The 26,097-nt window shown below is 49.7% G+C and carries 16 protein-coding genes and 1 pseudogene; 14 read left to right on the top strand and 3 right to left on the bottom strand.

Going from position 1 to position 26,097, the window contains the following annotated elements:
* Positions 1 to 271 precede the first annotated feature (271 nt).
* The 5 genes and pseudogenes from C7B82_RS07190 to C7B82_RS07175 all read left to right on the top strand — a co-directional run bounded on the left by C7B82_RS07190 (position 272) and on the right by C7B82_RS07175 (position 8,245).
* Positions 272 to 727, top strand: a complete 456-nt coding sequence (locus C7B82_RS07190) for a trypco2 family protein (RefSeq protein ID WP_106255628.1) — start codon at positions 272 to 274, stop codon at positions 725 to 727.
* 21 nt (positions 728 to 748) lie between these two features.
* Positions 749 to 2,392, top strand: a complete 1,644-nt coding sequence (locus C7B82_RS07185; RefSeq protein WP_181357381.1) for an SIR2 family protein — start codon at positions 749 to 751, stop codon at positions 2,390 to 2,392.
* Between the two features lie 4 nt (positions 2,393 to 2,396).
* Positions 2,397 to 3,071, top strand: a pseudogene (locus C7B82_RS35025) (nSTAND1 domain-containing NTPase); the annotation flags it as partial.
* A 258-nt stretch (positions 3,072 to 3,329) separates the two neighbouring features.
* Positions 3,330 to 6,587: an nSTAND1 domain-containing NTPase gene (locus C7B82_RS07180; protein WP_181357380.1), complete on the top strand. Its 3,258-nt coding sequence runs from the start codon at positions 3,330 to 3,332 to the stop codon at positions 6,585 to 6,587.
* Between the two features lie 422 nt (positions 6,588 to 7,009).
* A complete protein-coding gene (locus C7B82_RS07175; RefSeq protein ID WP_146141078.1) occupies positions 7,010 to 8,245 on the top strand; it encodes a hypothetical protein in 1,236 nt (411 codons plus the stop codon).
* 21 nt (positions 8,246 to 8,266) lie between these two features.
* Here C7B82_RS07175 and C7B82_RS07170 read toward each other — a convergent pair whose 3' ends face one another.
* On the bottom strand, positions 8,267 to 9,130 hold the full coding sequence (locus C7B82_RS07170) for an IS630 family transposase (RefSeq protein ID WP_219904113.1): 864 nt from the start codon (positions 9,128 to 9,130) through the stop codon (positions 8,267 to 8,269).
* A 184-nt stretch (positions 9,131 to 9,314) separates the two neighbouring features.
* Between C7B82_RS07170 and C7B82_RS07165 the strand changes: the two genes are divergently transcribed.
* The 5 genes from C7B82_RS07165 (at position 9,315) to C7B82_RS07145 (ending at position 22,553) form a co-directional block, all read left to right on the top strand.
* Positions 9,315 to 10,217 carry a hypothetical protein gene (locus tag C7B82_RS07165; protein WP_106255624.1) on the top strand — a complete coding sequence of 301 codons (903 nt, stop codon included), beginning with the start codon at positions 9,315 to 9,317 and terminating at the stop codon, positions 10,215 to 10,217.
* Positions 10,218 to 10,259: 42 nt separating this feature from the next.
* Positions 10,260 to 10,511 (top strand): hypothetical protein, encoded by a 252-nt coding sequence (locus C7B82_RS07160; RefSeq protein WP_106255623.1) that lies wholly within the window; start codon positions 10,260 to 10,262, stop codon positions 10,509 to 10,511.
* Between the two features lies 1 nt (position 10,512).
* Complete coding sequence (locus C7B82_RS07155) at positions 10,513 to 18,966, top strand: strawberry notch C-terminal domain-containing protein (protein WP_106255622.1); 8,454 nt, start codon at positions 10,513 to 10,515, stop codon at positions 18,964 to 18,966.
* Between the two features lie 249 nt (positions 18,967 to 19,215).
* Positions 19,216 to 21,486 (top strand): type I DNA topoisomerase, encoded by a 2,271-nt coding sequence (gene topA / locus C7B82_RS07150; RefSeq protein ID WP_106255621.1) that lies wholly within the window; start codon positions 19,216 to 19,218, stop codon positions 21,484 to 21,486.
* Between the two features lie 56 nt (positions 21,487 to 21,542).
* A complete protein-coding gene (locus C7B82_RS07145) occupies positions 21,543 to 22,553 on the top strand; it encodes a hypothetical protein (RefSeq protein WP_106255620.1) in 1,011 nt (336 codons plus the stop codon).
* A 127-nt stretch (positions 22,554 to 22,680) separates the two neighbouring features.
* Here C7B82_RS07145 and tnpA read toward each other — a convergent pair whose 3' ends face one another.
* Positions 22,681 to 23,085 carry an IS200/IS605 family transposase gene (gene tnpA / locus C7B82_RS07140; RefSeq protein WP_106255663.1) on the bottom strand — a complete coding sequence of 135 codons (405 nt, stop codon included), beginning with the start codon at positions 23,083 to 23,085 and terminating at the stop codon, positions 22,681 to 22,683.
* A gap of 90 nt (positions 23,086 to 23,175) precedes the next feature.
* Between tnpA and C7B82_RS07135 the strand changes: the two genes are divergently transcribed.
* The 4 genes from C7B82_RS07135 to C7B82_RS07115 all read left to right on the top strand — a co-directional run bounded on the left by C7B82_RS07135 (position 23,176) and on the right by C7B82_RS07115 (position 25,692).
* Positions 23,176 to 23,475, top strand: a complete 300-nt coding sequence (locus C7B82_RS07135; RefSeq protein WP_106255619.1) for a hypothetical protein — start codon at positions 23,176 to 23,178, stop codon at positions 23,473 to 23,475.
* 503 nt (positions 23,476 to 23,978) lie between these two features.
* Positions 23,979 to 24,686 (top strand): nucleotide-binding protein, encoded by a 708-nt coding sequence (locus C7B82_RS07125; protein ID WP_106255617.1) that lies wholly within the window; start codon positions 23,979 to 23,981, stop codon positions 24,684 to 24,686.
* A 45-nt stretch (positions 24,687 to 24,731) separates the two neighbouring features.
* Positions 24,732 to 25,022, top strand: coding sequence for a hypothetical protein (locus tag C7B82_RS07120; protein WP_146141077.1), 291 nt, complete (start codon positions 24,732 to 24,734; stop codon positions 25,020 to 25,022).
* 181 nt (positions 25,023 to 25,203) lie between these two features.
* Complete coding sequence (locus C7B82_RS07115; protein ID WP_146141076.1) at positions 25,204 to 25,692, top strand: thermonuclease family protein; 489 nt, start codon at positions 25,204 to 25,206, stop codon at positions 25,690 to 25,692.
* Positions 25,693 to 25,795: 103 nt separating this feature from the next.
* Here C7B82_RS07115 and C7B82_RS32015 read toward each other — a convergent pair whose 3' ends face one another.
* A complete protein-coding gene (locus tag C7B82_RS32015) occupies positions 25,796 to 25,963 on the bottom strand; it encodes a hypothetical protein (protein ID WP_181357378.1) in 168 nt (55 codons plus the stop codon).
* Between the last annotated feature and the right edge of the window lie 134 nt (positions 25,964 to 26,097).

The following is a 26,097-nucleotide window of genomic DNA, read 5'->3' as shown; positions in this document are numbered from 1 at the left end:
AATAATAAAGGAAAGAAATTATCTCGCTACGTAAGATGACAATAGTAGTCAGGCAAACGCAAGTTGAAAATCAGGCGTTGCTGAGTTAGGGTATGAATCGCCGATCGCCATATCGGCAGTGATTGAAGCAATAAATTTTTCTGCAAAGAACAGAGATCTCATCGTAAAAGGGAGTGCTTTTGTTTCGGAAGCAGTCTTTTAAAACAGAGAACTCTAGACTAATAAGTGAAAAGACAAACGCATCATTATTCGCATTTTTAGGAGAACTAAAATGTCAAATGAAATTGGATTAGGTGAATTCATTGCTAAAGTCAAAGAAGACTTAAAACCGATGGAAGGAACGCCAATCTTTTTTTTAGAAAAGGTGGAATTAGAGATTCACGTAACAGTTTCTCAGGAAAGTTCACTGGAGGGGCAAGCTAAGGGTAAGGTCGATTTAAAAATCAATGTTTTAGGTGTTGATCTTCTCAAATTAGGTGAAGGAGAATTGACTGGTAAATCGTCTGGAAAGTCACAACGGCAAGATATTCATACTATAAAAGTTGCCCTTGTTCCCATTCTCACAAGAGAAGAAATGGTATCTTCTTTAAATAAAGAAGACTCTATAAAAATAAAAGAAGGCATCACAAAAAAGATAATGCGAGGGGAAACGGAAGAACCTCAGCCTAGCTTGGGAAAAGGGGAATCAAAAAATAAAGCTGCCACTAGAAAGACAATGCGCGGATAAGAAAGCAAAGAGGAAATGACAATGCTGCATAAAAAAATTCTGATTTTGACATCAAACCCAAACGACAACGTAAAATTGCGTGCCGACAGAGAAATCAAAGAAATCAAAGAAAAAATAGAGCGATCTAAAAACCGAGATCGGTTTGAAATTATCCCTGAATTGGCTGTTCAACCTGACGATTTAATTCCACTTCTACAGGAAAAAGAACCTCAAATTGTCCATTTCTGCGGACATGGAAAAGAAGGGGGTTTGGTTTTTGAGAATGAGTCTGGAAACTCTCAATCCGTGGAGGTAAGTACATTAGGAAGGCTATTTGAGCAATTCAAGGATACAGTTGAGTGTGTTTTCTTGAATGCTTGCCATAGCGAAGATCAGGCTAAGGCAATTCACAAACATATCCAATATGTGATTGGTATGAAAGGTGATATTACAGACGACGCAGCTATTCAATTTGCCGCCAATTTTTATGCAACCCTGATCACAGAACGTTCCTATAGAGAAGCTTTTAATTTTGGTCGCATTGCTCTTGAATTGCAGGGAATACAGAGCGATTTACTGCCAATCTTTTTGGAAAAACCAACCATTCCGCCAAGAAAGAGTCTAGATTTACCGGATTCCCTTCACTACAATTCAGTTATTAATGCTTTCAAAAATGGTGAAGTCATTCCTTTTCTTGGTTCGGGGATAAACTTGGATGACGGGCAGCCATCGAATGAGAGAATCAGTAACATCGAGTTAGTAGATTACTTGGCACAAGATCTGGAACTTGCTAATAACTATCAATATTTACAGGGATCTCCCTGTTCAGTTTGCCTAGTTAGTAACGAGAATCTTCCAGCAGATTGCCCTCTCAGAAAAACCTTGCTAGAAGGAGCGGCAATAGCTTGTCCGGAACATGAACAGGCGCTAGCAGTTGCACAGTTAAAGCTCCAATGCCTCGCCCAACACATCGCGTTTGAGTCTAGTCTCCATAATGTCTATCAAAAGTTGGATAGACTCTTTCGAGAAAGATCTCACACCAACAAATTTCACAAATTTTTTGCTACCCTTCCAGGAGAAATGCTAAAGAAAGAGTTTCCCCTTCCCTATAAACTGTTAGTAACTACCAACTACGATAACATGTTGGAAAGTGCCTTTGTAAAAAACAATCAATTATTTGATTTGTTATCCTATGTGGCGGAGACAGATGGAGAAAATACACAGGGGCGTTTTCGATATACACCCTCTGGAGAAGAGTCTCGTCTCATCACCTCTGATCAAGTAGTGTTACACGGCAATCGTCCTCTTATTCTTAAGCTCTATGGCGTAACTAATAACTTTGTCATTACCGAAGATCAACACATTAATTATTTGGTCAATCAAGAGATCGAAAGAGCATTTCCAAAAGATATTTTGCAGATTTTGAGAAGCAGTAATATTTTGTTTATGGGCTATAGTCCCAGTGATGTGAATTTGCGGATCATTGTCAATCGGCTTTGGGGCAAGAAGCTTTTAGGTCAGAAATCTTGGATGATCCATCAGTCAAGAATCGGATCTCTAGATAAAGGGTTCTGGAGTGGGCGGAACGTAGAGCTACTCGACAGCGACTTGGAAAGGTACCGACTGGAGTTAGCCAAGCAGATAGAAGCTTTGGAGAAGAGATCCCTTTACAATCATTGGAGATAATAATATGAATCCTCAACTTTACCCAGGATTGACTCCCTTCTCAGAAGAAGAAGCACGGTTCTTTTTTGGACGAGAAGAGCAAGAAAGAAAGATTGCTAGAAGCTTGTATGTCTCTCGCCTGACAGTTTTGTTGGGGGAAAGTGGAGTAGGGAAGAGTTCAATTCTAGAGGCTGGTGTTCTACCTATAGTCCACCGAAATGCCAAGCAGAGGCGTGAAGCGGGTAAACCTCACTTAGTGGTTGTCGTCTTTAGGGACTGGCATCAACAAAACCCTTTAAAAGAGCTATTGGAGAAGATTCGGGATTCGGTTGCCGAAGCAATGAACATGAACCCGACTCACTTGCAAATGGAGCCAACACCGACTGAAAGCCTGCAAGTTTGGACGAAAAAGTTGGGGGGAGGGCAAGGATTTGGACAACTGTTCCTCATTCTTGACCAGTTTGAGGAATACTTCCAGTATCACGCCCGAGAAGCTGGGGCGGGAACATTCGCTGATGAATTCCCTCGCTGGGTCAACCGATCTGACCTGTTAGTCAATTTCCTGATTGCCATGCGCCAAGATGCCCTTGCTAAACTTGATCGTTTCCATGAGCGCATCCTCAATATCCTTGACGATCGACTAGAACTCAAGCACCTGGATCGCGTATCAGCAAAAAATGCAATTGTCAAACCTATTGGGGAATACAACCTTCAGCAGATTGTCGCCGACTATTTCCAAACCTCCCGACTAACAGTACTATCCGCTGGTAACGGTACGGGCAAGAGTCGTGTTCTCCAGGAGATCGCGCGTGTCTTTCGGGAGAGGACGGGTAACCTCAGCGAGGTGATTACCTTCAAGTCCTGGCAAAACAATCCAGTGACTGACTTAGTTCAGCAGATTGAGACAGATCTCAAAGAACGCTTTCCCAATATCTTAGCCCCAGAACCGCGAGCTTCATTGACTGAAACCTTGCAGGGCTGGGCAGAGCGCCTTGCCAGAGACGAGCAAAACGTACACTTGTTTATCATTCTCGATCAGTTTGAGGAATTTTTCCAGTACCAACAGCCGAGTATGAAAGAGGACAGTTTTGTCGCTGAACTTGCTCGTGCAGTAAATCATTCTGAACTGCCAGTTCATTTCCTGATCTCTATTCGCGATGAGGCAAGGGATTTACTCAAACATTTTGAGGCATATATCCCGAGTATTTTCGACCATCTCTTGCAGATGAAGCAACTGGGAGAAAATCCAACGATCGCGGATCTGGTCAAACCCATTGAGGAACCCACCCACCAGCCATCCAAGGCAATCGATATCGACCCTGAACTGGTTGAGGCGGTCTTGGATCAGCTTGGGCCCCTCTCCATAAAGGATCTTGAGGGTACTCAGGATGAAACTAGCGACTCATCTACCTCCGGGAACTCCGGAAACGAAGAATTTGAAGCCCCTTTGCTCCAATTGGTAATGCAGTACATTTGGGCAGAGAAAATAAAATGTGATTTAAAGTTCCTGTGCCTACAAACCTTGAATAACCTAGGTGGTGTAAAAAAGATTGTTAATGAGCACTTGAATCAAGCTATGGGAAAACTTGGGGAGAAACAGAAAGATATCATCTTTAAAGTCTTTAACTATCTGGTAACACCTTCCAAAACTAAATGTGTTCATTCTGCTGCTGATTTAGCAGGGCGTATTCATTGTGATAGTACTGAGATGATTGATCTATTGAATCTTCTGGCTGGTGAAGGTTATCGTATTTTGAAAACGGTCGATCCGTTGCCTAATCAACCAATCAAGGAACGATTTGAAATTCGTCATGATGTTCTCGCTCAGCCAATTCTAGATTGGCAAAAACGCCATTTAGATCAGCGACAACGTGAGCAAGATCAGCAAGACATTGAACAAGAGCGCCATCAACATGAACAAAAAATAAATAAGGAAATAATGAATCGAACCCACACAATTAAAAAAGAATTAGCAGCTCAATCACTACAGCAAAAACTGCTGCAACAACATGAAGTAGCCGCATTGCTAGCGCGGCAAGCATATCACTTCAATCAGCAGGATAAACTTCAAGTGTTAGATCGGGTGGATGATGCACTGAGAAAAGTTCTGAGTGCGTCTCATTTCAGCAACATATTGAAAGCGCATACCAGTGCATTTTCCTCGATCGCCTTTAGTCCAGATGGCACAAAACTAGCTGCGGCTAGCCTAGATGGCAAAATTTGGCTATGGAACTGGAATCGATCGCAGCATGGTTCTAAACCCAAAACCCTGGATAATCAGCATGAGAATAGTGCTTGCGAAAAAGAGGTCTACTCACTTGCCTTTAGCCCCGACGGACACTGGTTAGCCTCTGCTAATCTCGGTAACACGACCATCAGGCTGTGGGATTTACATCACGAAGATGCCGTCTGCACCGTGATCGGAAATCATGACCAAGGAGTAAGATGCATTGCCTTTAGTCCAGATGGAAACCTCCTGGCATCTGGGAGCGAGGATAAAACAGTCAAGCTATGGCAGCATTGGCATCAGCCGGATCAATTCCCTATCGTGCTAAAGGAACATAGTTTGAAGGGAGAAATGGGAAGTGTCTGTTCTCTTGCCTTTAGCCCCGATACATCTCCAGATGGATCTCAGTTGGCTGTGGGCTGTTTTGACCGATCTATATGGCTTTGGGATGTGCAAGAGCCTGCTCAAACACCAGATAAAGAACCCACTGTTCGCTATGGTCATGAGGAGCAGGTTAATGCTCTCGCCTTTAGTCCCGATGGACAGACATTGGCTTCTGCCAGCGATGATCGTACCATTCGCCTTTGGGATATGAGTCAGTATCGAGCCGTACCCGAAGTCCTCACAGCGCATACAGAAAAGATCCGAACCCTGGCGTTTAGCCCTGATGGCAAAATGTTAGCCTCCGCCAGCGATGACCAAACCATTCGACTTTGGGATGCTCATGAATTTGAAAAAGCACCTCAGGTTATTCGCGGACATACTTTTGATATCTTCTCAGTGGCCTTCAGTCCAGACAGTCAGTTTTTGGCTTCAGCTAGTGCGGACAATACTGTGCGACTTTGGGATTTGAATCCCCCCATTGCTCAGCCTAGGATTCTGAAAGGGCATCAAGAAAAAGTACGCTCGATCGCTATCAGTTCCCAGGATGGGCCGGATCAACTGCTAGCTTCGGGGAGTGAAGATGGTACGGTGCGGTTGTGGAAGCTCAGCCAACTTGATACTGAACCGAAAATCACTGAACTGGAAATCTTTAAGCGTTGCGGTAAGGTATTTGGAGTCGCGCTGTTTGTCAGCGCCGATCGCCAAACTCAGTTACTAGCCGCAGGCAGTGCCGACAACAACATCCGTCTGTGGGATTTACGAAAGCCTTCGGATGTTTGGCTCAGAGAATTGAAAGGACACCGAGATGGGGTCAGCTCTGTTGCCTTTAGCCCAGATGGAAAATGGTTGGCATCGGGCAGTTGGAAAATCGATGGCACGGTTAAGCTCTGGAACTTGAATCAACTTGAGCCTGAGCCAATCTCTTTCAAAGGAAAAGGGCACACAGATGGCATCACCTCCGTTGCATTTAGTCCAGATGGCAAGACCTTGGCATCGGCAGGCAACGATCGCAAAATTTGTCTCTGGAATGTAGAACGACCCGATACGGATCCGATTGTTCTACAAAATCACAATGGTAGAGTCTGGTCAATTGCATTCAGCCCAGATGGAAAGTTGCTGGCTTCAGCCAGTGATGATTGGGAGCTACAAGTATGGAATTTGGAGAACCTTGATCCGAAGTATCCAGTTCATGTTCGTTTGAAAGGACACAGCGCTTGGGTAAGTTCGGTAGCCTTTAGTCCAGATGGGAAAACATTAGCTTCGGGCAGCTTCGATCGCAGTATCCGGCTGTGGCGCATCAACCAGATTGATTGGAAGTCAGGCAAAATCAAAATCAATGTACTTCCCATTGTCCTGGAAAATCATAATCAAAGTATCACATCCGTTGCCTTTACTCCAGATGGCAAATATTTAGCTTCAGGTAGCTATGACAATACTGTTCGCCTCTGGCTTGTATCTACCGATAGGCTGGCTGAGATGGTTTGCCAGAAGGTATGGCGTAATCTCACAATGGATGAATGGCAAAAGTTTATGGGAGATGATATTCCTTATGAATCCACATGTCCTAATCTGCCACCGAGAGAAGGTGCCCCAACAACTCTCTGAGCACCAACAGACTGTGTCGTAACGCCCATATTTCATCGCTACAGGAAGTGCTGCCACTGTTCCATTGCTACTCAGCCCCCAATTCCTTAACGTGCTATATTTTCCGTTTTCCGTATCTACCCGTATCACATCTTAAATCAGGGAAGGGCATCACCATGGCCACCATCCATTCTAATAATTCTCACAAAACGCTTGACTCGGACCGTCAGAATGTTCCTCAAGCTTTAGAACCGCAAGGTTCGACTAAATTGCCAGACGACGTTGCACCGCTACCACCTCTGGCTCCAGGCCCAGCCCTTGGGTCTCTTCCCACCTCTGTGCAGTCTCCATCAATTGAAGCAGAGCAGGTAACTGAAGCACCTTCCGAGATCACGATCGCGCCAGCGCTGCGAACAGTTCCAAAGCATCGGCTCAGTCTCAAGATGGCAATTATTGCTTCTGGAATTACAGTCGCTATTGTGGGAAGCGCGATCGCAGGCAACTATTTCAGAACCGAGCAATACAATAAAATTGCTCAAGCTGAAACCTTATTGCGCGAGACTTGTAATACAACAACCCTTTCAGACGCAGAAGCCTTAAACACGGCTGAGGCTGGTTGGAACAAGGCGACCACTCAGCTTCAAGGAATTCCTCCATTTCCCGGCTTTGGTGTTAAGGATGCTCAGGCATTAACCTCAAAATATGCTCTCTGCAAAACCAACATTGATGCGACGAAGTTGTTTCAGGAAGCAGCAACAATGAGTGAAGCGGCCCGCGATGCTGTTCAGCGATTGCCTGTCCTTCCTGAGGAAGAGTGGGCAGATCATGTAGTTAAACTGGAAGCTGCGATCGAGCATTTAGATCTAATTCAAAACAGTTTCGGCAATCCTGTTGACCTGAAAGCATCGTTACCAATTTTCGGCGATGCCCAAAATCGCCTGAAAGAATACCAGCAAATCCTCACAGTGGCTCAAAATCAACGTGATCGTGAGCATACTGCGGTGCAAAACTTCAATGACGCAAAGGGTCTCTATCAGCAGTTTGCAGCGAATCAAGGCACCACAGATGCGACAAAGCGCAAAGATGCTGAAGCCAACCTGCGCGGCGCAATTGATCGACTGAGAAAAATCCCAACGGAAGGAACAACCGTTTCCGCAGAGGCAATCAAGACTAGAAAAACCTACAATGAAGCACTTGATGAGTTTATAAATGAACCCGTAAAGCAAAAGTTACGCAACTTTGCCACCAGTTTCAATCAACTTTCGAGTGCCCTAAAATCAGGCATGTCTACTGCGGAGTTTGCTTCTAGTATTGACAGTATCGGAAACGAGTTAAAGCTACTTCAGCAAGCATCAAATACTAGCCAACATCCCGCGCTCAGATACTTTCAGGAGGCTCTAACGGATTATCAATTTAGTCAAAGACTTTTAATTATGTTGACTATCTGTGAGACATCGAATGAGTGCTTCACTGGCGTGTTGGATAACGATGTGTATTTGCTCCCCACTTCTCATCAGTTCTACAGAAAGTTGAGTGATTTCTACCATGCTAATCAGGAGCTTACCAGGAAAGGTTTGGCAGTTAGACTCGAATCAGCCAAGGAAAAAACAGCGTTCGACGCGATCTGGGAACATGCCGATCGCAATATAGAAAAAGGAGAGCAGTTGATTGAGCAATAGGAAGCCGAAAGGTGAATCAACCTATTTTGAGGTGATGAGATGATGAGATGCCCAGAAAATTCCCTTTCCACCCACTCTCTCATTCTCAAAACTCAATGGAACCGCATGACTTGTATGAATCGAGGCTTGGTCGGCAACAATAACGGCTGGCTTATTGACGACGGGGAAGAACGTATCGATACAAGTAATCACGACATCAGAATTAATACTTTGAGTGGAAACATAAGCTTCAAGATGATTTTTTCGATTCATCAGACCTAAGACATTTAAGCGTGGACTACGGCGACTCTTAATGGTTAAGTATTCACCCTTATCTTGCCAGCCATAGGGTACAGAAGGACTTAAACAAAAGCCTGTTTGATCTAAGAAATAGAGGTTGATCTTGCCCTCATTTTCTAACCGCTTCAAGGCTTCTAGCTGTGCCTTCTTCTCCTCGTATTGTCTCGGTTCTGGCTCTCCACCAACAGCACGCCGCAGCCGATGCCAACTCATCGAGAAGGTTTTAAGTATTCTTTTAATCGTTTCGGTACTGGTTTCAATGTTCCATGCTGCTTTGACTTTCTGTTGCACTTGCTTTAATGGTCTTGGTTCTTGTTTAGCCCATGCTCTAATGGTTTCTTCTTGTGCCTGATTAAAGGTGCGCTTACGCCCTCTACCGGGTTTGTTATACAGTCCTATCATGCCCTCAGTTTCCCAGCGCTTGAGCCAGTTGTAGATTGTTTTATAGCTCGCATTTAAAGTGGTCATAAGTTTTTCCACCTTGATGCCTTGCGAAGCCAACATTAAGCAAGGCGCTCTTTGCCGTACTTGATGATGTCGGCTTTGGCGGTAGATCCGTTCCAGCAGCTTCAACGACAGTGGGTTTATTTCTCGAATGAAAAGCATCTAAGACCTCATTCACTACACAACTTTATGGTCTTATTGATTATAATGTCTATTTGTGTAATTAATTCTGATTGAGTACTTACCAGAGCCGATAACAGTCCCAGTCCCAGCGACTGAACCTGCTGCGAAGCCGTCTCAAACGGCTAAGCGACTCAAGGATGGTGTTGCTCAGGCTGTGGAAGACATGACCACTAAAGTTCCAGCAATGGCGATCGCCATGATTGAGTTGCACGAGCAGCTCAAGGAGCCAACCCGCAACTGGCTACGCGATCGGTTTCAGGAAGTCGCTGCATCGGGACTGGGTGAAGAGCTGAAGACCAAAGGTGCAGCGGCGGCTCGTGAGGGATTGAAGGCATTGCAGCAACTACCCCGGCAGACACGCGAGCGCGCACTTTGCGATAGCGTCATGACGCTGGTGAAAGAGTTTGGTGTGGTGCAAGGTAACGCGAGTAAGGTCGAAACCGTTTACCAGACTGAAGACTTCACTATGCGCTTGAAACCCCAAGACGACAAGGCTTTGCGGCTGCAAGATGTGAACAAGATGAATACCTATGTCATGGAAGACCGTGACGGGAAAGCGCTGCTGGAGTTTCAACACAATGGCATTCGTGGTGTTGAAATTACCAAAAATCAAATGCCGCTCAATCAGCAGTATGACGTGATCCGAGCGGGTGGTCAGGTGGTCGCAGACAAAACCGTAGCGGCGGCAAAAACGACAGGCGATCGGTTGCAGCAAATGGCGCAAGGACTCGCAAACCTGGCTCCGGAAGGCACCAAAGAAAAGTTGCGAGAGTGGCAGCATCAGCAAGTGGCAGCGATCGCCCATGCGTTAACCAACAGTCAAGGTGCAGTCGAATCGCCTGCTGGCAAAACCTTTCGTGGGGCACGGTATCAGTTCTTTGAAGCCCTCGGTGTGACGCGCATTTTTGGCAAAGATGGTCAAGGTGAAGTGTTTCGGAAAGATCAAAGCGGGACGCAAAGTAGGCTGACCGACAAGGATTTAAACGATTTCACCAGTAGCGGCAAGGTGTTAGCTAAAACGCAGGCAGCGACTAAAAAAGCTGGCAAAACTGCGGCTGGTCGCTAGGTCTGGTTCGCTTGTTAACGGTCAACGCAGTGATTGGGAGTCATGGAAACTAAATTTGTCGAACCGAGAGTAGTATCAATCCGCCACGATGGACGCGAAGTTGTGCGGATTGTCGATGGAGTCGTGTATGGGGTGATGGTGTCTAAGTCCCCCAGCTTGCTGGAAATCTGTTGGGATGACCAGCTTGTCTATGCCCTGCGGGATGGTGTGGTTGAAGTGAATCAAATTCGTCTGCGGTTTGAGTCGCTGGTGATCACAGAAGTAGTGCCTCAAGCGCAAGCAGTGGGTGCATAAAATGTCGAATGCTGCCCTGATTGATGCTTTTTCTGACTACTTCCTCAAGGGTGGGCGTTTCAACTCGATCGTGGAGGCGCGAAGCTATGCGTCTGAACTGCTTGGTGCCACGGTGGAGCGGGGCACAAAGGAAGCAAAGGCAACCGAGGAAACCATTGAGGCGAGTTTGGTGCGTACTGCCCGTCTGCTGGTGGACACAGCAGAAACACCAGGACAAGCCTACGAGCGGCTAGTGGACTTGTACGAACGTCAACCCAACCTCTCGACTCGTTCGTCTACCAGCATTCAGAACCAGGCGTACAGTACCCCGGTGCCGTTGGGTTATCTGGTGTCGGCATTAGCTGGCATTACGCCTGAGTCAGTGGTCTATGAGCCTACGGGTGGGCATGGTGCCTTGCTGGTCGAGGCGAATCGAGAGACAGCGATCGTCAATGAAATTGATCCAGTCCGTGCGGCTGATTTAAGAGCGCAGGGTTTTCAGGTGACGGAGCAGGATGCGTCGTCTTATAAACCGAAGCAACCAGTGGATGTCATCGTCATGAATCCGCCTTTTGGTGCGGTGAGTATCGGTGGTGTTTCAAAAGAGTGGCTGGTACGGGGTGGGGCTGCAACTCCGGCGTACAGAACCACCAATATTGACCACGCGATCGCGCTGCATTCCCTTCAGTCGTTGAAGGACGAGGGACGGGCAGTGCTGGTGTTGGGTGCTCCGATGGGTCAAAAGACTGGCAATCAGGAAGCAGCCGCTACGACCTACAACGGAGGGCAATATGTCGCGTTTTATAAAAGCTTGTACGACAACTACAACGTGACGCAGCACTTCACCCTGACGGGCAACTTGTATGCCCGTCAGGGTACGAGCTATCCCGTTGATGTAATTGTCGTTGACGGTCGGGGTAAGTCCTCAAGACGGCTTCCTGCTGCTGAATTGCCCCAAGTTTACTCATCCTATGAAACTTTAAAGGAGTTAGTACCCAATGTCTCTTTACCTCGCAACCCAAACCGTGTGGCAACCAGCGACCGAGGACAGCGCGACGATGCAGGTAGCCGCGATCCTGGTGCCGAACGATCTGAAGTCGATCCAACGCTGGCAGCATTACATGAACCTGCTGCTGCTGCGAGTGGACTGGCTGATTCTGCAAGAAGAGAGTCAGGAAGCAGCCTGGGAGCTGATGCGGAACGCCGTGCGACGGGCACAACTGGACGCGATTCAACTCCCACAGACAGCGGGGTTGGAGCCGGACGAGTTGCCGGGATCGACGGCATGGGCAGAAGCAATGACACTGCACAACCTGGAGTTCCAGGAGGCATTGCAAGCAGTGAAGCCCTTAGACGCGAAGGATTACCTCTTCAACTTTCCGAGTCCGACGACCAGCGAACTGGAGCAAGTGGCGCAGGTACAGGACGTGATTCAAACCACGACGCTGAGCGCTTGGCTGGATCTGATGGTAGACCTGAGCCGGACGGACTAGAGCGACAAACACCATTCACAACTTTTGAAACACCACCGAAGGATAGGGTTATCAGCATGGCAGACGAAAGACCACAAGCGAAACAAGTTGCGTATCAGGCTGTGAGCCGAGCAAAACCAGGTGGAACGCTCCTACCTGTCAATATGCAAACGTCTGTCACCAGTGCGCTCAAACGTCTCGAAGCGCAGTATGGTTCGTTGGATGATTATGTGTACGATCGCCTGCGGATCAAGCCCGAAGACATGCCTCAGCAGTTCATGGCGGAACAGGTCGATGGGATTGCGCTGGGGATTGCCAACCTGGAAAAAGGTGAGGGTTTTATCCTGGGCGATCAAACCGGGATTGGTAAAGGTTTTCAGCTGGCTGGTGCCATCAAGTACGCCAGAGAGCGGGGGTATCCCGTCATTTTTTGCACGGAGAAGCCGAAACTTCTAGCAGATATCGTGCGGGATTTGACTGATCTGGGCGCACACTACAACATTCTGCCCACTGCCAATAGCGCCAAGATTCTGTTGCCTAACGGCGATATTGTACGAACGGGTGCGAACCAGTCAGACAAGCTCAAAGAGCTAATGGCGGGTAATGACCTCAAAGATGTGGACATTATTTTTACGACCTACAGCCAGTTGCAGACCGTGAAAGGTGAAGACACGCCCCGGCGTGAGTTTCTGTCCTGGGCGGCTGGGCGCTGCATGTTGGTGCTGGATGAAAGCCACAATGCGGGTGGGTCGGCAAAGGGATTTGGGTCAGCGGGTCCGCTGGATCGATCGGATTTCACTCGTTCGTTGGTGGCTAAGGCAGCGGGTGGGGTGATTTTTTCGTCAGCGACCTATGCGAAGAATCCACATGTCATGGGCTTGTATGCCAGCAAGACAGGAATGCGGTTCGCGCAGGATGAGAACAGTGCTAAATCGCTGACGGAGATGATTGAAGAGGGCGGTGTACCGCTCCAACAGATGATTGCTGCCAAGCTTGCGGAGTCCGGGCAATACATTCGTCGGGAACGCTCGTTTGATGGCATTGAGTTCAAGGTGAAGGTGGCACCCGTAGAGCACCAGATGGCAGACAATCTGGCATCCGTGATGAGCCGGATCTTGGAGTTTGATGAACTCAAGCAGTCGGCGGTTAAAACCTTGAAGAAAGACATCAGAAATGATGCTAAGCGGCTTGCGGGTGACTCCTCTGTAGGCGGTGCGGGCGCAGAATCGACTAACTTTTCCAGCTTGATGCACAACGTCATTGGTCAATCGCTGTTGTCCATCAAGGCAGAAGCATCGGTGCAGGAGGCATTAGAAAGTGTCCGTAATGGTGAAAAGCCTGTCCTTGCCCTCTCCAATACGATGGGTAGCTTTATTGGCGATACAGCCGACGACCAGAATTTGCAAGTTGGGGACGCGATCGATATCTCGTTTGGCGACCTGATGCGGAAATACCTGGAGCGCTCGCGGGATGTGCGAACTAAGGATGCGTTTGGCACCACGGAACGACGACAGCTCACCAATGGAGAGCTTGGTTATGATGCCGTCACGCTGTATGACGAGACGATGGAGATGATTGCAGACATGGACTGGAGTGGTCTGCCTGTTTCACCGATCGACTATATTGAACAGCGGTTGCAGCAGGAAGGAGTGGTTGTTGATGAAATCACGGGTCGCACGGACTGCATTCAGTACGAAGCCGATGGCACTCAGACGTATCAGAAGCGTAGTAAGTCTGAATTTAAGGATATTCAATCGATCAATGGCTTTAACGATGGCAAGCTGGATGTCTTGATTCTCAACCGTTCTGGCTCCACAGGTATTAGTCTTCATGCCTCTGAAAAAGTGGCGGATCAACGTCCCAGACGGTTGATCGTCGCGCAGCCAGAGCTAAACATTGATACCTTCATGCAAACCTTGGGGCGGGTCAATCGTACCGGACAGGTGGTACAGCCGCGCTATACCATCCTCACTGGTGACGTGCCAGCCGAAAAGCGTCCGACTGCCATCCTGATGAAGAAAATGGCATCGCTCAATGCCAACACGACAGCCTCGCGTGACAGTAATTTCGAGATGGATGGTGTCACCGATTTCATGAATGAGTACGGCGATCAGGTGGTACTGGAAATCATGGGCAACAACCCAGAGTTGCACATGCGCCTGGGTTCCCCGATCGACGGCTTGACTGAAGACTCTGATGTTGAACAAATGGAGGCAGAAGGCGCGATCCGCAAAGTCACGGGACGGATTCCATCTCTCCCTGTGGCTGAACAAGAGAAGCTGTATGCCCTGATTGAGCGGGATTATAACGACCTGGTAGAGCGTGAGCAGGCGATGGGGCAATCCATCCTGGAAGCCGAAACGCTCGATCTGGATGCCAAGCCTCTGGCTCGGATGGATTTGCTCCCAGCGATCGAAGGCAACAGTTCACCGTTTGCGGGTGCGGTTTATCTGGATGTGGTGGATTGTAAATCACCCCGAATGCCCCTACCGCAGTTGGCAGTCGTGAATCTGATCCGGTCTGAGTTGGAGTTAGAGCCTGTCGCTTCTGTGGATGACCATGACTTCAATGCGCTGGCAGATGCAGCCGAAGCGCGGCGGGTCGCCACGATTCGTAGCTTCTCCGAGCGGACGAATGACTATCGCCGTCGCTATGTGGCGCGTCAGGAGACAGGGCTAAAAGCCTACGCAGTGGCAGAGGGTGAGGCGTTGACCCCTGAGCAACTGGAGAGCAAGGCGAAAACGGAAGCCAACATTGCAGCCCGGATCTCAAAGTTTGACGACAAGATTAAACGGCAGTACAGCGCTATTCGTCAGCTTCTTCAGGACTTTGAAATCGGTAAAACAGTGCGTGTGGTGGGGAAGGACGGCACGATCTACTACGGGGTGGTGCAGAAAGTCGTTGATAAGTCAGAAGGCAAAGGCAACCCTGCGACTCCGGGCAACTGGCGGCTCCAGATCCAGGTAGCTGATGGTGCGCGTCAAATTACGGTGCCCTTCACCAAGGTTAATACCAGTAGCAGAGGCGCGATCCGCGTGGAAGCGCAGGCTGCCGACTACAGCGGCAATGACATTTACACCACCTTTGACTTGCGGCAGAACGCCTCACGCGAGAAACGACAGATCTTCACGGGTAATGTCATTCGTGCGTTCTCTAACTTCAAAGGGAAGCTGGTCAATTACAAGGACTATCAGGGCAATGTCCGTCAGGGGTTGCTGATGCGGAAAGGCTTTGAAATTGAGAAAGAGTTGGCTAAAGCACCCGTCAAAATGCCATCGGCTTCACAGGCTCTAGCCTTCCTATCGATCGCGTCACGGCATGAACTCAAAACGGCTGATCAGAACATGACCGTGATGCGCTACAGCAATGGCGATTTGGTACTCACGACACCCAGACCGAAGGACACAGGTGGACGCTACTACAACAACCCGATCGTGCTGGAAGCGGCTCAAAATGAGTTCTACTCGATGGGCAATCAGATGGCGATGACGGTCAGCGCAGAGCGGGCAGCGGACGTGATGAACGCGCTCTATCAGCAAGGCATTGGACTCAGTGCCTACAGCGAATTGGAAGGTGCTCGACAGTTCTTAGGCGTGGAAATTCCCAAGCTGGAAGCGCTGACGGATGAGATGTTAGCGTCGATGGCTCCACCGATTGAGGTGGGTGATCCGGTGGTTGCGGCGAAGAATTTACAACGGATGTTCGATTTGCCGTCTGTGACACCGGAAGGGCAAACTATCCCTGCGGCTGAGCAGCTTACAATTGCAACGCCTCTTGGAACTGAGCTTCCGGTGACTACATCCTCTGGTTTGACGGCTGCTGACTATGAACAGAAGATCGCGGACACGTTGGGTCAACAGTTCGGTCAACAGTTCTTTGCGGCAAGTGGCATTGATCTAGCCAACCTGGTTGATCAGCCCAATTTTGCGGTGGTCATCCCGGCTGCTAGTGATGGCGTGTCGCTGTCAGCCTTCCTGACCGATGGGGTGCTGACACTGGAGCAAACGGCTGGTGTGGGTGACTCGATCGCCCTTCAGTTCAGAATGCTGGATGATGGCATCAACTTGACGGCTACCTTTATCAATGGCAGTCGGCAGTATGCGCCTGGGGTGGCGATTGTACCGCTTTCTGACTGGATTGACGAAGGCTATCCACAGCGCCTAGCAGCCGTGTTGCAACAGCAAGCCGTAGAACAGGCAGCAGTAGAAGCAGCCAGCCTTGATGCGGTGGCAGTAGAGGAAGAGATTGATGTCGATGCAGTGATTGAAGCTCTTGGAGCTGAAGCGCAACCGTCACCTGTGGCAGTAGCGGCGGAGAACATTGACGCTTACTATCTACTGCTTTGGGCGGAAGAACAGGCGATCGGTGAGTTTGAGAGCCGTGATGAGGCGGCTGATTTTGCACTTGACGCTGCTTTAGGCTCCACGGAGACATACAGCGTTGTTCGAGGTGATGCGTCGATTCGTGAGTTAGGACTAGAGGCTATCAGTCCAGAAAGCTTCATGGCTCAAGTCAACGCGAACGCGGCTGAAGAGACGGCAGATAAGGTCGCTCAATTTTTGGCAATGGTCAATGAAAAGGCAGACCCAGCGATATCCTTTGGGTCGGATTTTCGCCTAGAGTTTGAAACCCCGAAGGGCAGACACCCGCTCGTTGTTTCCAGGACGGGTGAAACGCTGCAATTTGAGCAGTCTCTAGCCGATGGCGTTGGGGTTGATGCCCTGTCGCTTCGCTTCCAGATTCAGCCCGATAACACACTGCTGCTAGTGGGCACGGACATTAAGGGTAACTCTGCCTTTGCACCCAAAAGCGGGACCGCCTATCTGCAAGACTGGCTTGATAGTGAAGTGCCCTATGCGCTACTTGCTGTCATTCAGCCTGAAGCTGTAGCCGTGGCAGCGGAAGCTGAGCCTGTGGCAGTAGAGGACGAGCTTGATGTGGATGCAGTGATTGAAGCTGTGGAAGCTGAAGCTGTGGAAGCTGAGCCTGTGGCAGTAGAGGACGAGCTTGATGTGGATGCAGTGATTGAAGCTGTGGAGGCTGAAGCTGCCCTCGTACAGCCTGTAGTCGAAACAGTTGCAGAGGCAGCAATTGCCCCAGACCTTGACCTTGAGGTGGATGTGGATGCGGTTGTTGCCGCGATCGCAGAGCAAGCGGTTGGCGAGTCTCCAGTGCCAGCGGTTGTACAGGTTCAAGACGGTGGTGTTCAAGTGCCTGAAGTGGCACCAGCCATGAATCAGATCGATACTGTTCCGATACCAGAAAGAAACCAAATTAATACAATTCCGGTATCAGAAATAAGTCAATTTGATACCGAAAAGGAATCAAAACCGTCCCGTGACGATCTGGTTGCAACCTATCGTGAGCGGATTGTGAATGGCGATCGCACGAAGTTGACGAAGGCAGAGCGGCAACAACTGATTGAACATTTTGTGGAGGCGTTGCAGCCACTTCAGTCTCAGGCAGAGATCCAGTCACTCTGTCAGGCAGAGATTGCCCTTCTAGAAGAGGGCTATGCTCAAAACTCTGTTAACAGCTTTTACTTACCTACTTATACCAGTGCGGTGAGAGAGGCGATCACGTCGGGGCAGTTGGCACTGACAGCGGAGACAAGTTATCTCAAGTCCTGGGAGAAGCGATCGGGTGAAAAGGGTGAGACTCAGACCCATTTTGCGTTGGACTACCTTACCTACGATACGCCGACACAAAACAGGCTGAGGGGTAATGAAGCACTGGAACCTGTGCCCACAGTGGAGGCGATTCAGGCTGAGGTTGAGGCGATTGCGCCACTGGTCGAAGCGGTACCAGTGCCGACCGTTGAGGCAGTTGAGCCTGTTTCCAGTCTGCAAGCGGATGCCAAACGGGTTGCCGAACAGTTCTCTTTTGGTCGCCAGCAGCTACAGCCTGAGTTTACCAACTCGCAATTAGTGGATCGGACGCTACTTTCTCCCGAACTGCAAGAGTATTTGTCCTTTAAGGATCAACATCCCGATAGCCTCTTGCTGAAGCCGATTGGGTCTTTCTATGAAGGATTTTTTGAAGATGCGGCGATCGTGGCTGATGTGATTGGTGCAAGTCTTACCACTAGAGCCACTACACCAGAGACAGCCCATCTCTGTGTGCCGATGGCAGGCTTTCCCAAAGAAGATCTGTCTGTTGTGGTGCCACGCTTGGAGGCGGCTGGTTATAACGTGCTGTTTACCGATGAGTTAGCAGTTTCACAAGCGCCAGTCATCCCCATAGTGGAAGCTGAAGCCGTTGAACCTGTGCAGGCGACACCAGAGCCGATCGCTGTTGTTGTGGAGCCAGCGGTTGAATCTCAAGCAGTGGAGTCAGCGCTGATCGTTGCAGTCCAGCCTTTACAGCCAACCGTGGAGCAGCCCCTACCCGCGCTGTTGGTCACACAGCAGTTGATGGAGCAGCATGATCCGGAGACAGTGAACGTGATGCGGCAAGCTCCAGCCAAGAGCGATCGTTATAGTCCTTCTCTGGGTGAAATGCGGGATTGGCTGGTCAATGCGAAAGATCTGGGGCGTGATCGTGCCTATCTCGATCGGATTCGCACTCTGAGTGATGACTTGCTCAGAAATAGCGATGAAGTGTTCAAGCCGATTGCCGAACGGGATGTAACTTTCAGCCATGCTGAATTTACGCTCTCAGAGGCGGCGGTGAAAGCGATGACTCGTGATCAAACGCAAGTCCGCAATCTAGAGGTAGCGGCAATGAGTGTGCAGATTCTACGGTCAGTCGGTAAGCGGGAACCTGGTGGTCAGGTTGTCTTCGATCGTGGTGAGAAGGGACGTTTTCGGCTCTCTGAAGACCGTAAAACGCAAACTTTGGTGGTGTTTGATAAGAGTCGGAATCAAACGATTCTGTCTATTGTGAAAGGCAAGGTAGACCACGAAAATTCAGCCGTGACCAACCTGGATCACCAGACCTTCAAGGCTTTCAGTGCTGTGCTCCAAAAACACGCGCAGACGCAAAAAGTCGCAAATGCCCGTTAGTTCATGTCCACTGTAAAATTTTTCACTGGTTGACAGTCATGGCAAAGCTTATTTATCAATACGATCCAGAAGAGCTGGCACAGCGGTAAAGCCACGGTGAAGCAATCCCACACACGAGTTTAAGCCCTCCAGGTGGGAAGACTAAAAGGAATAAAGTAAGCGCCAAACGGCTTACAGCAAAGGTTTCAAGTCAATTCAATCGGAGTCGCCCCCTCTCCAGTTATTCATGCACACAAACTGGAAAAGATCATGTCTAAATTACTCATTGTTGAGTCACCGAACAAGGTGAAGTCGATTAAAGGGTTTCTCGGTGCTGATTGGGAAGTTGCTGCCAGCGTCGGGCATATTACGACGCTTGCCAGTGATGGCAACGAGAACTTGGGGTTTGAAATTACAGAGAAAAGTGTGGTGTGTCGCTACGTTGCCAATGGGGAACGTGGTGAGAGCGTGATCAAAAAGCTTAAGGGGTTAGCCAGTCGAGCGGACAGCATTTGGTTAGCCACTGACCCCGACCGGGAAGGTGAGGCGATCGCGTGGCACCTTCAACAGCAAATCTGTGGGAAAAAACCCATCCATCGTGTGACCTACACCCAGATTACGGAAGCAGCCGTCAAAGCTGCGATCGCTAATCCTCGGCAACTGGATATGGCATTGATCAACGCGCAGCGGTCCCGGCAATGTCTCGATAAGCGAGTCGGGTTCAAGCTATCGCGCATTGTGCAAAACGGTGGTGGTGGTAAGTCGGCTGGACGAGTGCAGTCGGCAGCTTTGCAACTGTTGGTGGCGCGTGAACGGCAGATTGAAAACTTTAAGCCTGTGCCCTACTGGTCGCTGAGTGCGCGGTATGGTGAGGGGTTTACCGCTTCCTATTTGGGTTCGGAAGCGATCGCTGAAGTCGAAGCGGAGAGCGCTGCCGTTGATGATGCGGCTGATCCGGCAGAGTCAGGAGCGTCGGAAGCTCGGCAACGGGTGACGAGTTTAGCCGAAGCCGATCGACTGGTGGGTATTGCTTGTGCCAACCCCCACCGGATTACCGAGTGCACCAGTCGCAACACGCAGAAAGCACCGCCACCAGCACTCACTACTTCAGCACTCCAGCAGGCAGCAGGGGTGAAGTATGGGTTTAGTAGCGATCGCTCGATGAGCCTTGCTCAGGAGTTATTTGAAGGGGTGCCATTGCCCGATGGTTCCCGGCATGGTGCGATCACCTATCACCGGACGGACTCGGTTGACCTATCACCTGAATTTTGTGAGGAGGTGCGCCACTGGTTGAGTGAGCAACATCCCGCTTTGGTGCCGACTAAAACGACCAAGCACAAGGCAAAAGAAGGCTCTCAGGGTGCCCACGAAGCGATCCGTCCGGTGGAAGTGAAGTTTACGCCAGAGGCGATGCAGTCCTTTCTTTCCGACGACCAATTGAAGCTGTATACCTTGATCTGGCAGCGAGCGGTTGCCTCTCAGTGTGCGCCTGCTCAACTGGACAAAAGCCGGATCGTGATTCAGTCGGGTACAACGTTTTGGGAAGCGCGTGGCTCGATCCTCAAAGCACCTGGTTACACCACAATCCTCTCTGACCTGGGCGGTGACACTCAACTCCCGGCAGTGCAAGAGGGTCAAGCCTTGACAGTGCAGAAGGTGTGGCACGAAGCGAAAAAGACCAGTCCCCCTGGTCGGTTTACGGAGCCTTCGTTAGTGCAAACCCTCGAAAGGTTGGGGATTGGACGACCCAGTACGTTTGCCAACATCATCAAAACGTTGAAAGACCGGGAATACGTCACTTTTCAGAAAAAGTCGATGGTGCCTACATCTTTGGGGATGAAGACAACTGATATCCTCGCTAAAGTCTTCCCGGCAGTGATTGACAGCAAGTTTACCGCCAAGATGGAAACCGATTTGGATCTCATTGCGGCAGGGGAGAAGGAATGGGAGCAATACCTGATCGCCTTTGATTTCAAATTCTTTCGTCCGGCGCTGCTCAAGGCTGGCATTGATATTGATGCCGTGGAGCAACCGAGGGCATATGCGAAGTCTGATGTCTCCTGTCCCGGTTGCAGCCAGCCGCTCAGTCAGGTGCCGTACCGCAAGGCTCAAACCTTTAGTTCCAAACCCTTCTTCCTCAAATGCATGACCTGTGCCGATCTGGTCATGTTCTGGAATGACAAGGCTGCTAAGTGGCTGCAAAAGGGTGAGTCGAGCGGTGTGCCGAAGACTCCAGGCAAGCTCACAACGTTCGTCTGCCAGTGTTGTGGCAAGCCCCTAGAAGAGTTTGCCTATAGCAAAGAGGGTGCCAGCAAGCTCATGCTGCGTTGCTCTGGCGACTGTGGCAAAGACCCGCAAAAGAAGGAGCTTTCGGTCTACTTCCAAAGTAAAAAGGGTGGGTTCTGGAGCTTCAAATTGGAAGCTGAACCGATGACCGAAAAGCTTGCTGGCAGTGCAACGAAGCCTGCTGGTAGGAGCAAGGCTACCAGTACCAAATCCCCTGGTAGGACAACTGCCCCAAAGAAGTCGAAAACGACTTGAACCCGGTTTTCTCTGCTCACTAATTAACCTTAACCTTACCCAAAGGATCAAACATCATGGTTGCTACTCCCGAAAAGGAAGCGCTCACGCTCACAGCCGTCTCGATCGCTCAACTGAGTGCCCGCAAGTCCCAGCAGGCAGTACGCGGTATTTTTGGCTCCAAAAATCAGATAGTTGGGGACAAGTCAATGCAAGTACAGCGTACAAACGGGGAGGCTTTCTATGCCTTGCTGACGGATGTCTTTGGTTGGCAGCAATTTTGCTCTGAACGCCACATTCCCCACGATGCAGCGGCATTGAGTCTCATTGACCAGGCAGGTCTAGAGTTGGAGATCTCGGATGACTTTCGGCAAGAGACACTGAGCAAGCTTGATGTGACGCATTGTGCCCCAGCGCTCATGTATACGCCTCAGCGCGAAGAAGGTGTCTGGGCGAGACTGCGGGAGATTGCTCCCGATCTTTATGAGGCAACCTGTCCCGCTACTACTAAGCGCATGGTGCAGCGGACAGCGGACGAAAAAGCCCAAAAGCAAGAGCGCTATGCCAACTCTCCCAAACCGCAGGCAGAATCGAAGTTTGTGCCTGCCCCTAACACGGCTGAAACGCAGGATATTATCGCGTTTCGCAATCGTCTGACGGCTTCCAAACTGCGAACCTGGAAAACGATCGTGAGCGTGCTCGAACCGTTTGATACTGACAAACTCGGACGCATTGGCGATTTCATCGCTAAATTCCAACATCACGGCTATGAGGTGGACGATCGTACCTTGCGTGAGGTGGGCGGTTTGACGGCTGAAATGCAATCGCGGTTGGGACGCTTGAGAGCCATTTACGAGGCGGATTTGGAGTCTGCTAGTGCCTTACTCATCCCGGCTTTAGAGGCGGCTCTTGAGGTTGGGTCGCTTTCCTTCCCAGGCTTGAATGCAGAGTTGCTTCTTTCTGGAGCGGTTGGCAATTTTATTGTGAGTCACGGTGAAACGCCTGTGCTTACAGTCTGGGATGGGGTGATGCAGGCAAACCTCTTGCCAGCAAGTGTGATGGCGGTTTTGATTGCTCAGGCTGCATAGCACCAAGCCGTCCCGGTTGAGTGGCAAGAAGCTAGATCAACAACACCAGAAATAGCTGATAGGGCTGGTAGCCTCGTCTCTTTAGAGCGAGGTGGAAAGCCCAACTAGCGGCTTGAGCCGCCTGTATTCAATGATGGTGTGGATCTTCGATGTATTTCTGAATGGTAATCGCACTCACGTTGCCAGCCGTGCTGAAGAAGTAGCTTTTGCTCCATAGGCTAGGCAGTTTCAACAATTCAGGAAACTCCTTCCGTAGATAGAAAGAAGATCGACCCTTAAACGCCTTCACAACCAAGTGAATCGGGTCTGTGGGATGAATCTCAACAAACAAATGGATGTGGTCAGGCGCAATCTCGCAAGCCCTGATATTCCATTTTTTCTCAATCGCTAACTCTTGCCAAAGCGTCGTAAGCCTGTTTCTGACCTCACCCCGCAAGACAGGCTTACGACGCTTTGGCACGAAGACAAAATGGACAATAGCTAAACCTACGGAATGGTTGTAGTGCTGGTATTCAAAGCTCTGCTTTCTCATGAAATCTTTGTAGTTTTCTACCAACATATCGACAATTCCATTTTAGCTGTTATAGTAGTCTTATGTCGATAGTAGCAAGGATAACGACAAATGATTGAAGGTTCTGAGATGGCTCAACGAGTTAAAGAATTGCTTAGTGAGGGTTTAGATTTGGAGGCGGTTTTGTATCAAGTAACCCAAGAGACCCTTCAGCACGTTCCCGCGTATTTGCAAAACGATCCTTACGAAATCAGCGAGATTTTAAGCGCCGCACAGTTCTACGCACATCAAGCGCATCCAGAATTCATTTCCGCTGCAAAGATTCATGACATTGTGCTTTTGCGGCTACTTCCGAAGCCAAAAACCGAACGCTATATCCAGCAACTCGAAGACGAGGCAAAAGGGGAATGACAAGTTACGGATGCCAACCAGTGCGCTTTGACTTCGCCTTTAAGAGTCCGATTCTGGATTGCTTAAGAATCCCCGTCTCTTTAGAGCGGGGAGTGTCAAGGTGGATCGTGTTGTTGTGTCTGATGGTTATGCACTCCTAAGTTGGTCTACTGAGAATATAGGTGGACAAGCTATTCTCAAGCAGTCTGCTGGTCGCTGGCAGGTTGTTAGATGGGTTTGTGGTGCTTTTGGCTCTGCTGCTAATCTCAAGCGCTTCGGTGTGCCAGCGCGTACAGCCCAAACGCTCTGGGATCTCTGGTCAAGGGATCGATGAGCTTTTTCCTTTGCAAAAGGTAGTAGTTCGTGTGGGGAGTTTAGCTATAGCCTGGACTCCTTTTTTGCTTGGTGTCACTGTAAAAACTTTCAGTGCGGCTTGCTATGGTCTATATTTGACTCCAATCTGGTACGTCAAATAGATAAAAAAGATACCATCGCGGTATCACAATAGTATCAAAGGTGCAGAAATGATCATTGTGGTCGGTGGGACAAAGGGAGGCGTTGGTAAGACGACCATTGCGACCAACCTCACTGTTTTGCGTTCTTTGGAGCCGAAAGCGGGGGGGCAACGGTATGAGGTGATGCTGGTGGATGCGGATGAGCAGGGCAGCGCTTCTGATTTCGTGCTCCAACGGAATGAGCTTTTAGGTAGGGCTGGTTTTACAGCCGTCCAGCTTTATGGTGCGGCTGTCCGCTCCGAGGTGCTAAATCTCAAGGAAAAGTATGACGATATTGTGATCGACGTGGGCGGTCGGGATACGGGCAGTCAGAGAGCGGCGTTGCTGGTGGGCAATGTCTATCTGGTGCCGTTTCTTCCTGGCTCCTACGATGTGTGGACGCTGGCACCGTTCTCGGAGCTTGTGAGGGAGGCGCGGGTGATTAATCCAGACCTGGTAGCTTACTGCGTTCTGAATAAGGCGGATGCGCGAGGATCAGAGAACCAGCAGGCAGCAGACCTGGCGAAGCAGGAAGCGCCAGAACTCCAGTACGTTGATCTGCCGATCGTCAACCGTCGCGCTTTCCGTAATACAGGAGGGGAGGGGTTAGCCGTTTCGGAACTCAAGGCAAAGGATAAGAAGGCGATCGCGGAAATGGAAGCGCTCTATCGCTATGTTTTTGGTGTTACAGAGGCACCGAAAGGGAATCGCAAAGGAATCAAAGCGAAGTCAAAATGAAGCCATTAAGGTATCATGGCGGTATCGTAAGGGGAAGTAGTAGTTATGCCAATTAAGCCCAGAGCGTCCCGATCGTCCCCAAAAGTGACAGCGGTCGATCCCATAGAATCGTTTATCAGTAAGGGTGGGTCTGTCGTTGGACAGGCTGAGCCGCCACAGACTTCAGCGAAACAAGACCAAGAGGAAGAGATCCAATCGTTACGGCTGAGGGTGCCAACAGCGCTGTTAACACGGGTCGATGCTGTGGTGCAGAACCGACCTCTGAAGACTAGCAGGCATTATTGGATTCTGGAAGCGATGCTCTCTTATTTAGAGCGCGAAGAGTCTGGGTTGTAATGATGCCATCTAGGTATCAATGCGGTATCACTCCGATAATTATTTAAATATCTAAGTGATACCGGAGTGATACTAGCATGGTGCCAGTTGTTGACGGTTAGAACGGTGTTCTAATGTCTCCCCATTGGGTATCACTATGGTTTAAGGGTTGTATCTTTTAATGACCTTTTCTGGCTTCAAAATGGTATCAAAAAGCTTTCACAGTCTTAAACTGCCTGCGTTGTTGTTGCTCCTCTTTCTCGCCTCTCTCTGGATGCGAAGGCAGCAAGCTTCAGAAACCAGGGTGGAGCGAAACCCGGCTGCTTATGACGTGATGCAGGTGCTTGCGGGTGATGCGATGCTCGTGGCAGATGCAAAGAGTGTTAAGAGACAGGTGCGTCTTGCTTGTGTTGTGCTGCCCCAACAGCAGCGCTGGCGCAATCGGGCGAAGCAGCAATTGACTGAAAGGCTCCAACAACTTGGCAATCAGGTCTACTTGGATGGCGAACAGACCGTCTTGGTGCATTCGCTCTCAGGCGAGCTACTTCAGCTAACGTTAGTTGAAGCTGGATTATTGCTGGCAGACCCGACGACAGCAAAAGCTTGTCCAGCCTGGGAGACGATCGCACTGGTCGAGCAGCGGGCGAGACAACAGCGAGTTGGTGTTTGGAGCGATCGGGCTGACCCCTAGAAGCGTTTGTGCACGAGTGCCTTGCGATTCTGCAAACTCAAGCAGGTCAACCTTGAGATCTGAACTATGTCTTGCCCAAGCCAGACTTTCCTTGTCTGTGGCTTTAGTCGTGGTAGGGAGCGAGGAAAGAGAGCACCTCAGCCGCCGTCACAGTTGGGAAGCGGTCTGGGTCTTGTCCAGCATTCCAATCGAGGCAAGCTGGCAACCACTGCCCAAAGGTTTCTAGCGGCAGCTCATCCGCGATCGCGAAGGCATCGAGATTGCCCACCAAACAGGTTTCCTCCCGGTCTTGAAGGGCGAGCTTGCAGACAATGACATCAAGGTTGTGTTGTTGCTTGAGCTAGTGGACTAAGGGGTGTTCATAGCCATTCAGCGTCCCTACCAGAGCTTCGGGTGCAAAGGACT

It is taken from the genome of Stenomitos frigidus ULC18, assembly GCF_003003795.1.
Taxonomy (GTDB): domain Bacteria; phylum Cyanobacteriota; class Cyanobacteriia; order Leptolyngbyales; family Leptolyngbyaceae; genus Stenomitos; species Stenomitos frigidus_A.
Note: the sequence above shows the minus strand (reverse complement) of the source record. Positions and strands in the feature narration are given on the sequence as shown.

Excerpts from the sequence above, each read along its gene's own strand:
- C7B82_RS07190 (WP_106255628.1), top strand. The coding sequence starts at position 272 with ATGTCAAATGAAATTGGATTAGGTGAATTCATTGCTAAAGTCAAAGAA.
- C7B82_RS07185 (WP_181357381.1), top strand. The coding sequence starts at position 749 with ATGCTGCATAAAAAAATTCTGATTTTGACATCAAACCCAAACGACAAC.
- C7B82_RS07175 (WP_146141078.1), top strand. The coding sequence starts at position 7,010 with ATGGCAATTATTGCTTCTGGAATTACAGTCGCTATTGTGGGAAGCGCG.
- C7B82_RS07170 (WP_219904113.1), bottom strand. The coding sequence starts at position 9,130 with ATGCTTTTCATTCGAGAAATAAACCCACTGTCGTTGAAGCTGCTGGAA.
- C7B82_RS07165 (WP_106255624.1), top strand. The coding sequence starts at position 9,315 with ATGACCACTAAAGTTCCAGCAATGGCGATCGCCATGATTGAGTTGCAC.
- C7B82_RS07160 (WP_106255623.1), top strand. The coding sequence starts at position 10,260 with ATGGAAACTAAATTTGTCGAACCGAGAGTAGTATCAATCCGCCACGAT.
- C7B82_RS07155 (WP_106255622.1), top strand. The coding sequence starts at position 10,513 with ATGTCGAATGCTGCCCTGATTGATGCTTTTTCTGACTACTTCCTCAAG.
- topA (WP_106255621.1), top strand. The coding sequence starts at position 19,216 with ATGTCTAAATTACTCATTGTTGAGTCACCGAACAAGGTGAAGTCGATT.
- C7B82_RS07145 (WP_106255620.1), top strand. The coding sequence starts at position 21,543 with ATGGTTGCTACTCCCGAAAAGGAAGCGCTCACGCTCACAGCCGTCTCG.
- tnpA (WP_106255663.1), bottom strand. The coding sequence starts at position 23,085 with ATGAGAAAGCAGAGCTTTGAATACCAGCACTACAACCATTCCGTAGGT.
- C7B82_RS07135 (WP_106255619.1), top strand. The coding sequence starts at position 23,176 with ATGATTGAAGGTTCTGAGATGGCTCAACGAGTTAAAGAATTGCTTAGT.
- C7B82_RS07125 (WP_106255617.1), top strand. The coding sequence starts at position 23,979 with ATGATCATTGTGGTCGGTGGGACAAAGGGAGGCGTTGGTAAGACGACC.
- C7B82_RS07120 (WP_146141077.1), top strand. The coding sequence starts at position 24,732 with ATGCCAATTAAGCCCAGAGCGTCCCGATCGTCCCCAAAAGTGACAGCG.
- C7B82_RS07115 (WP_146141076.1), top strand. The coding sequence starts at position 25,204 with ATGGTATCAAAAAGCTTTCACAGTCTTAAACTGCCTGCGTTGTTGTTG.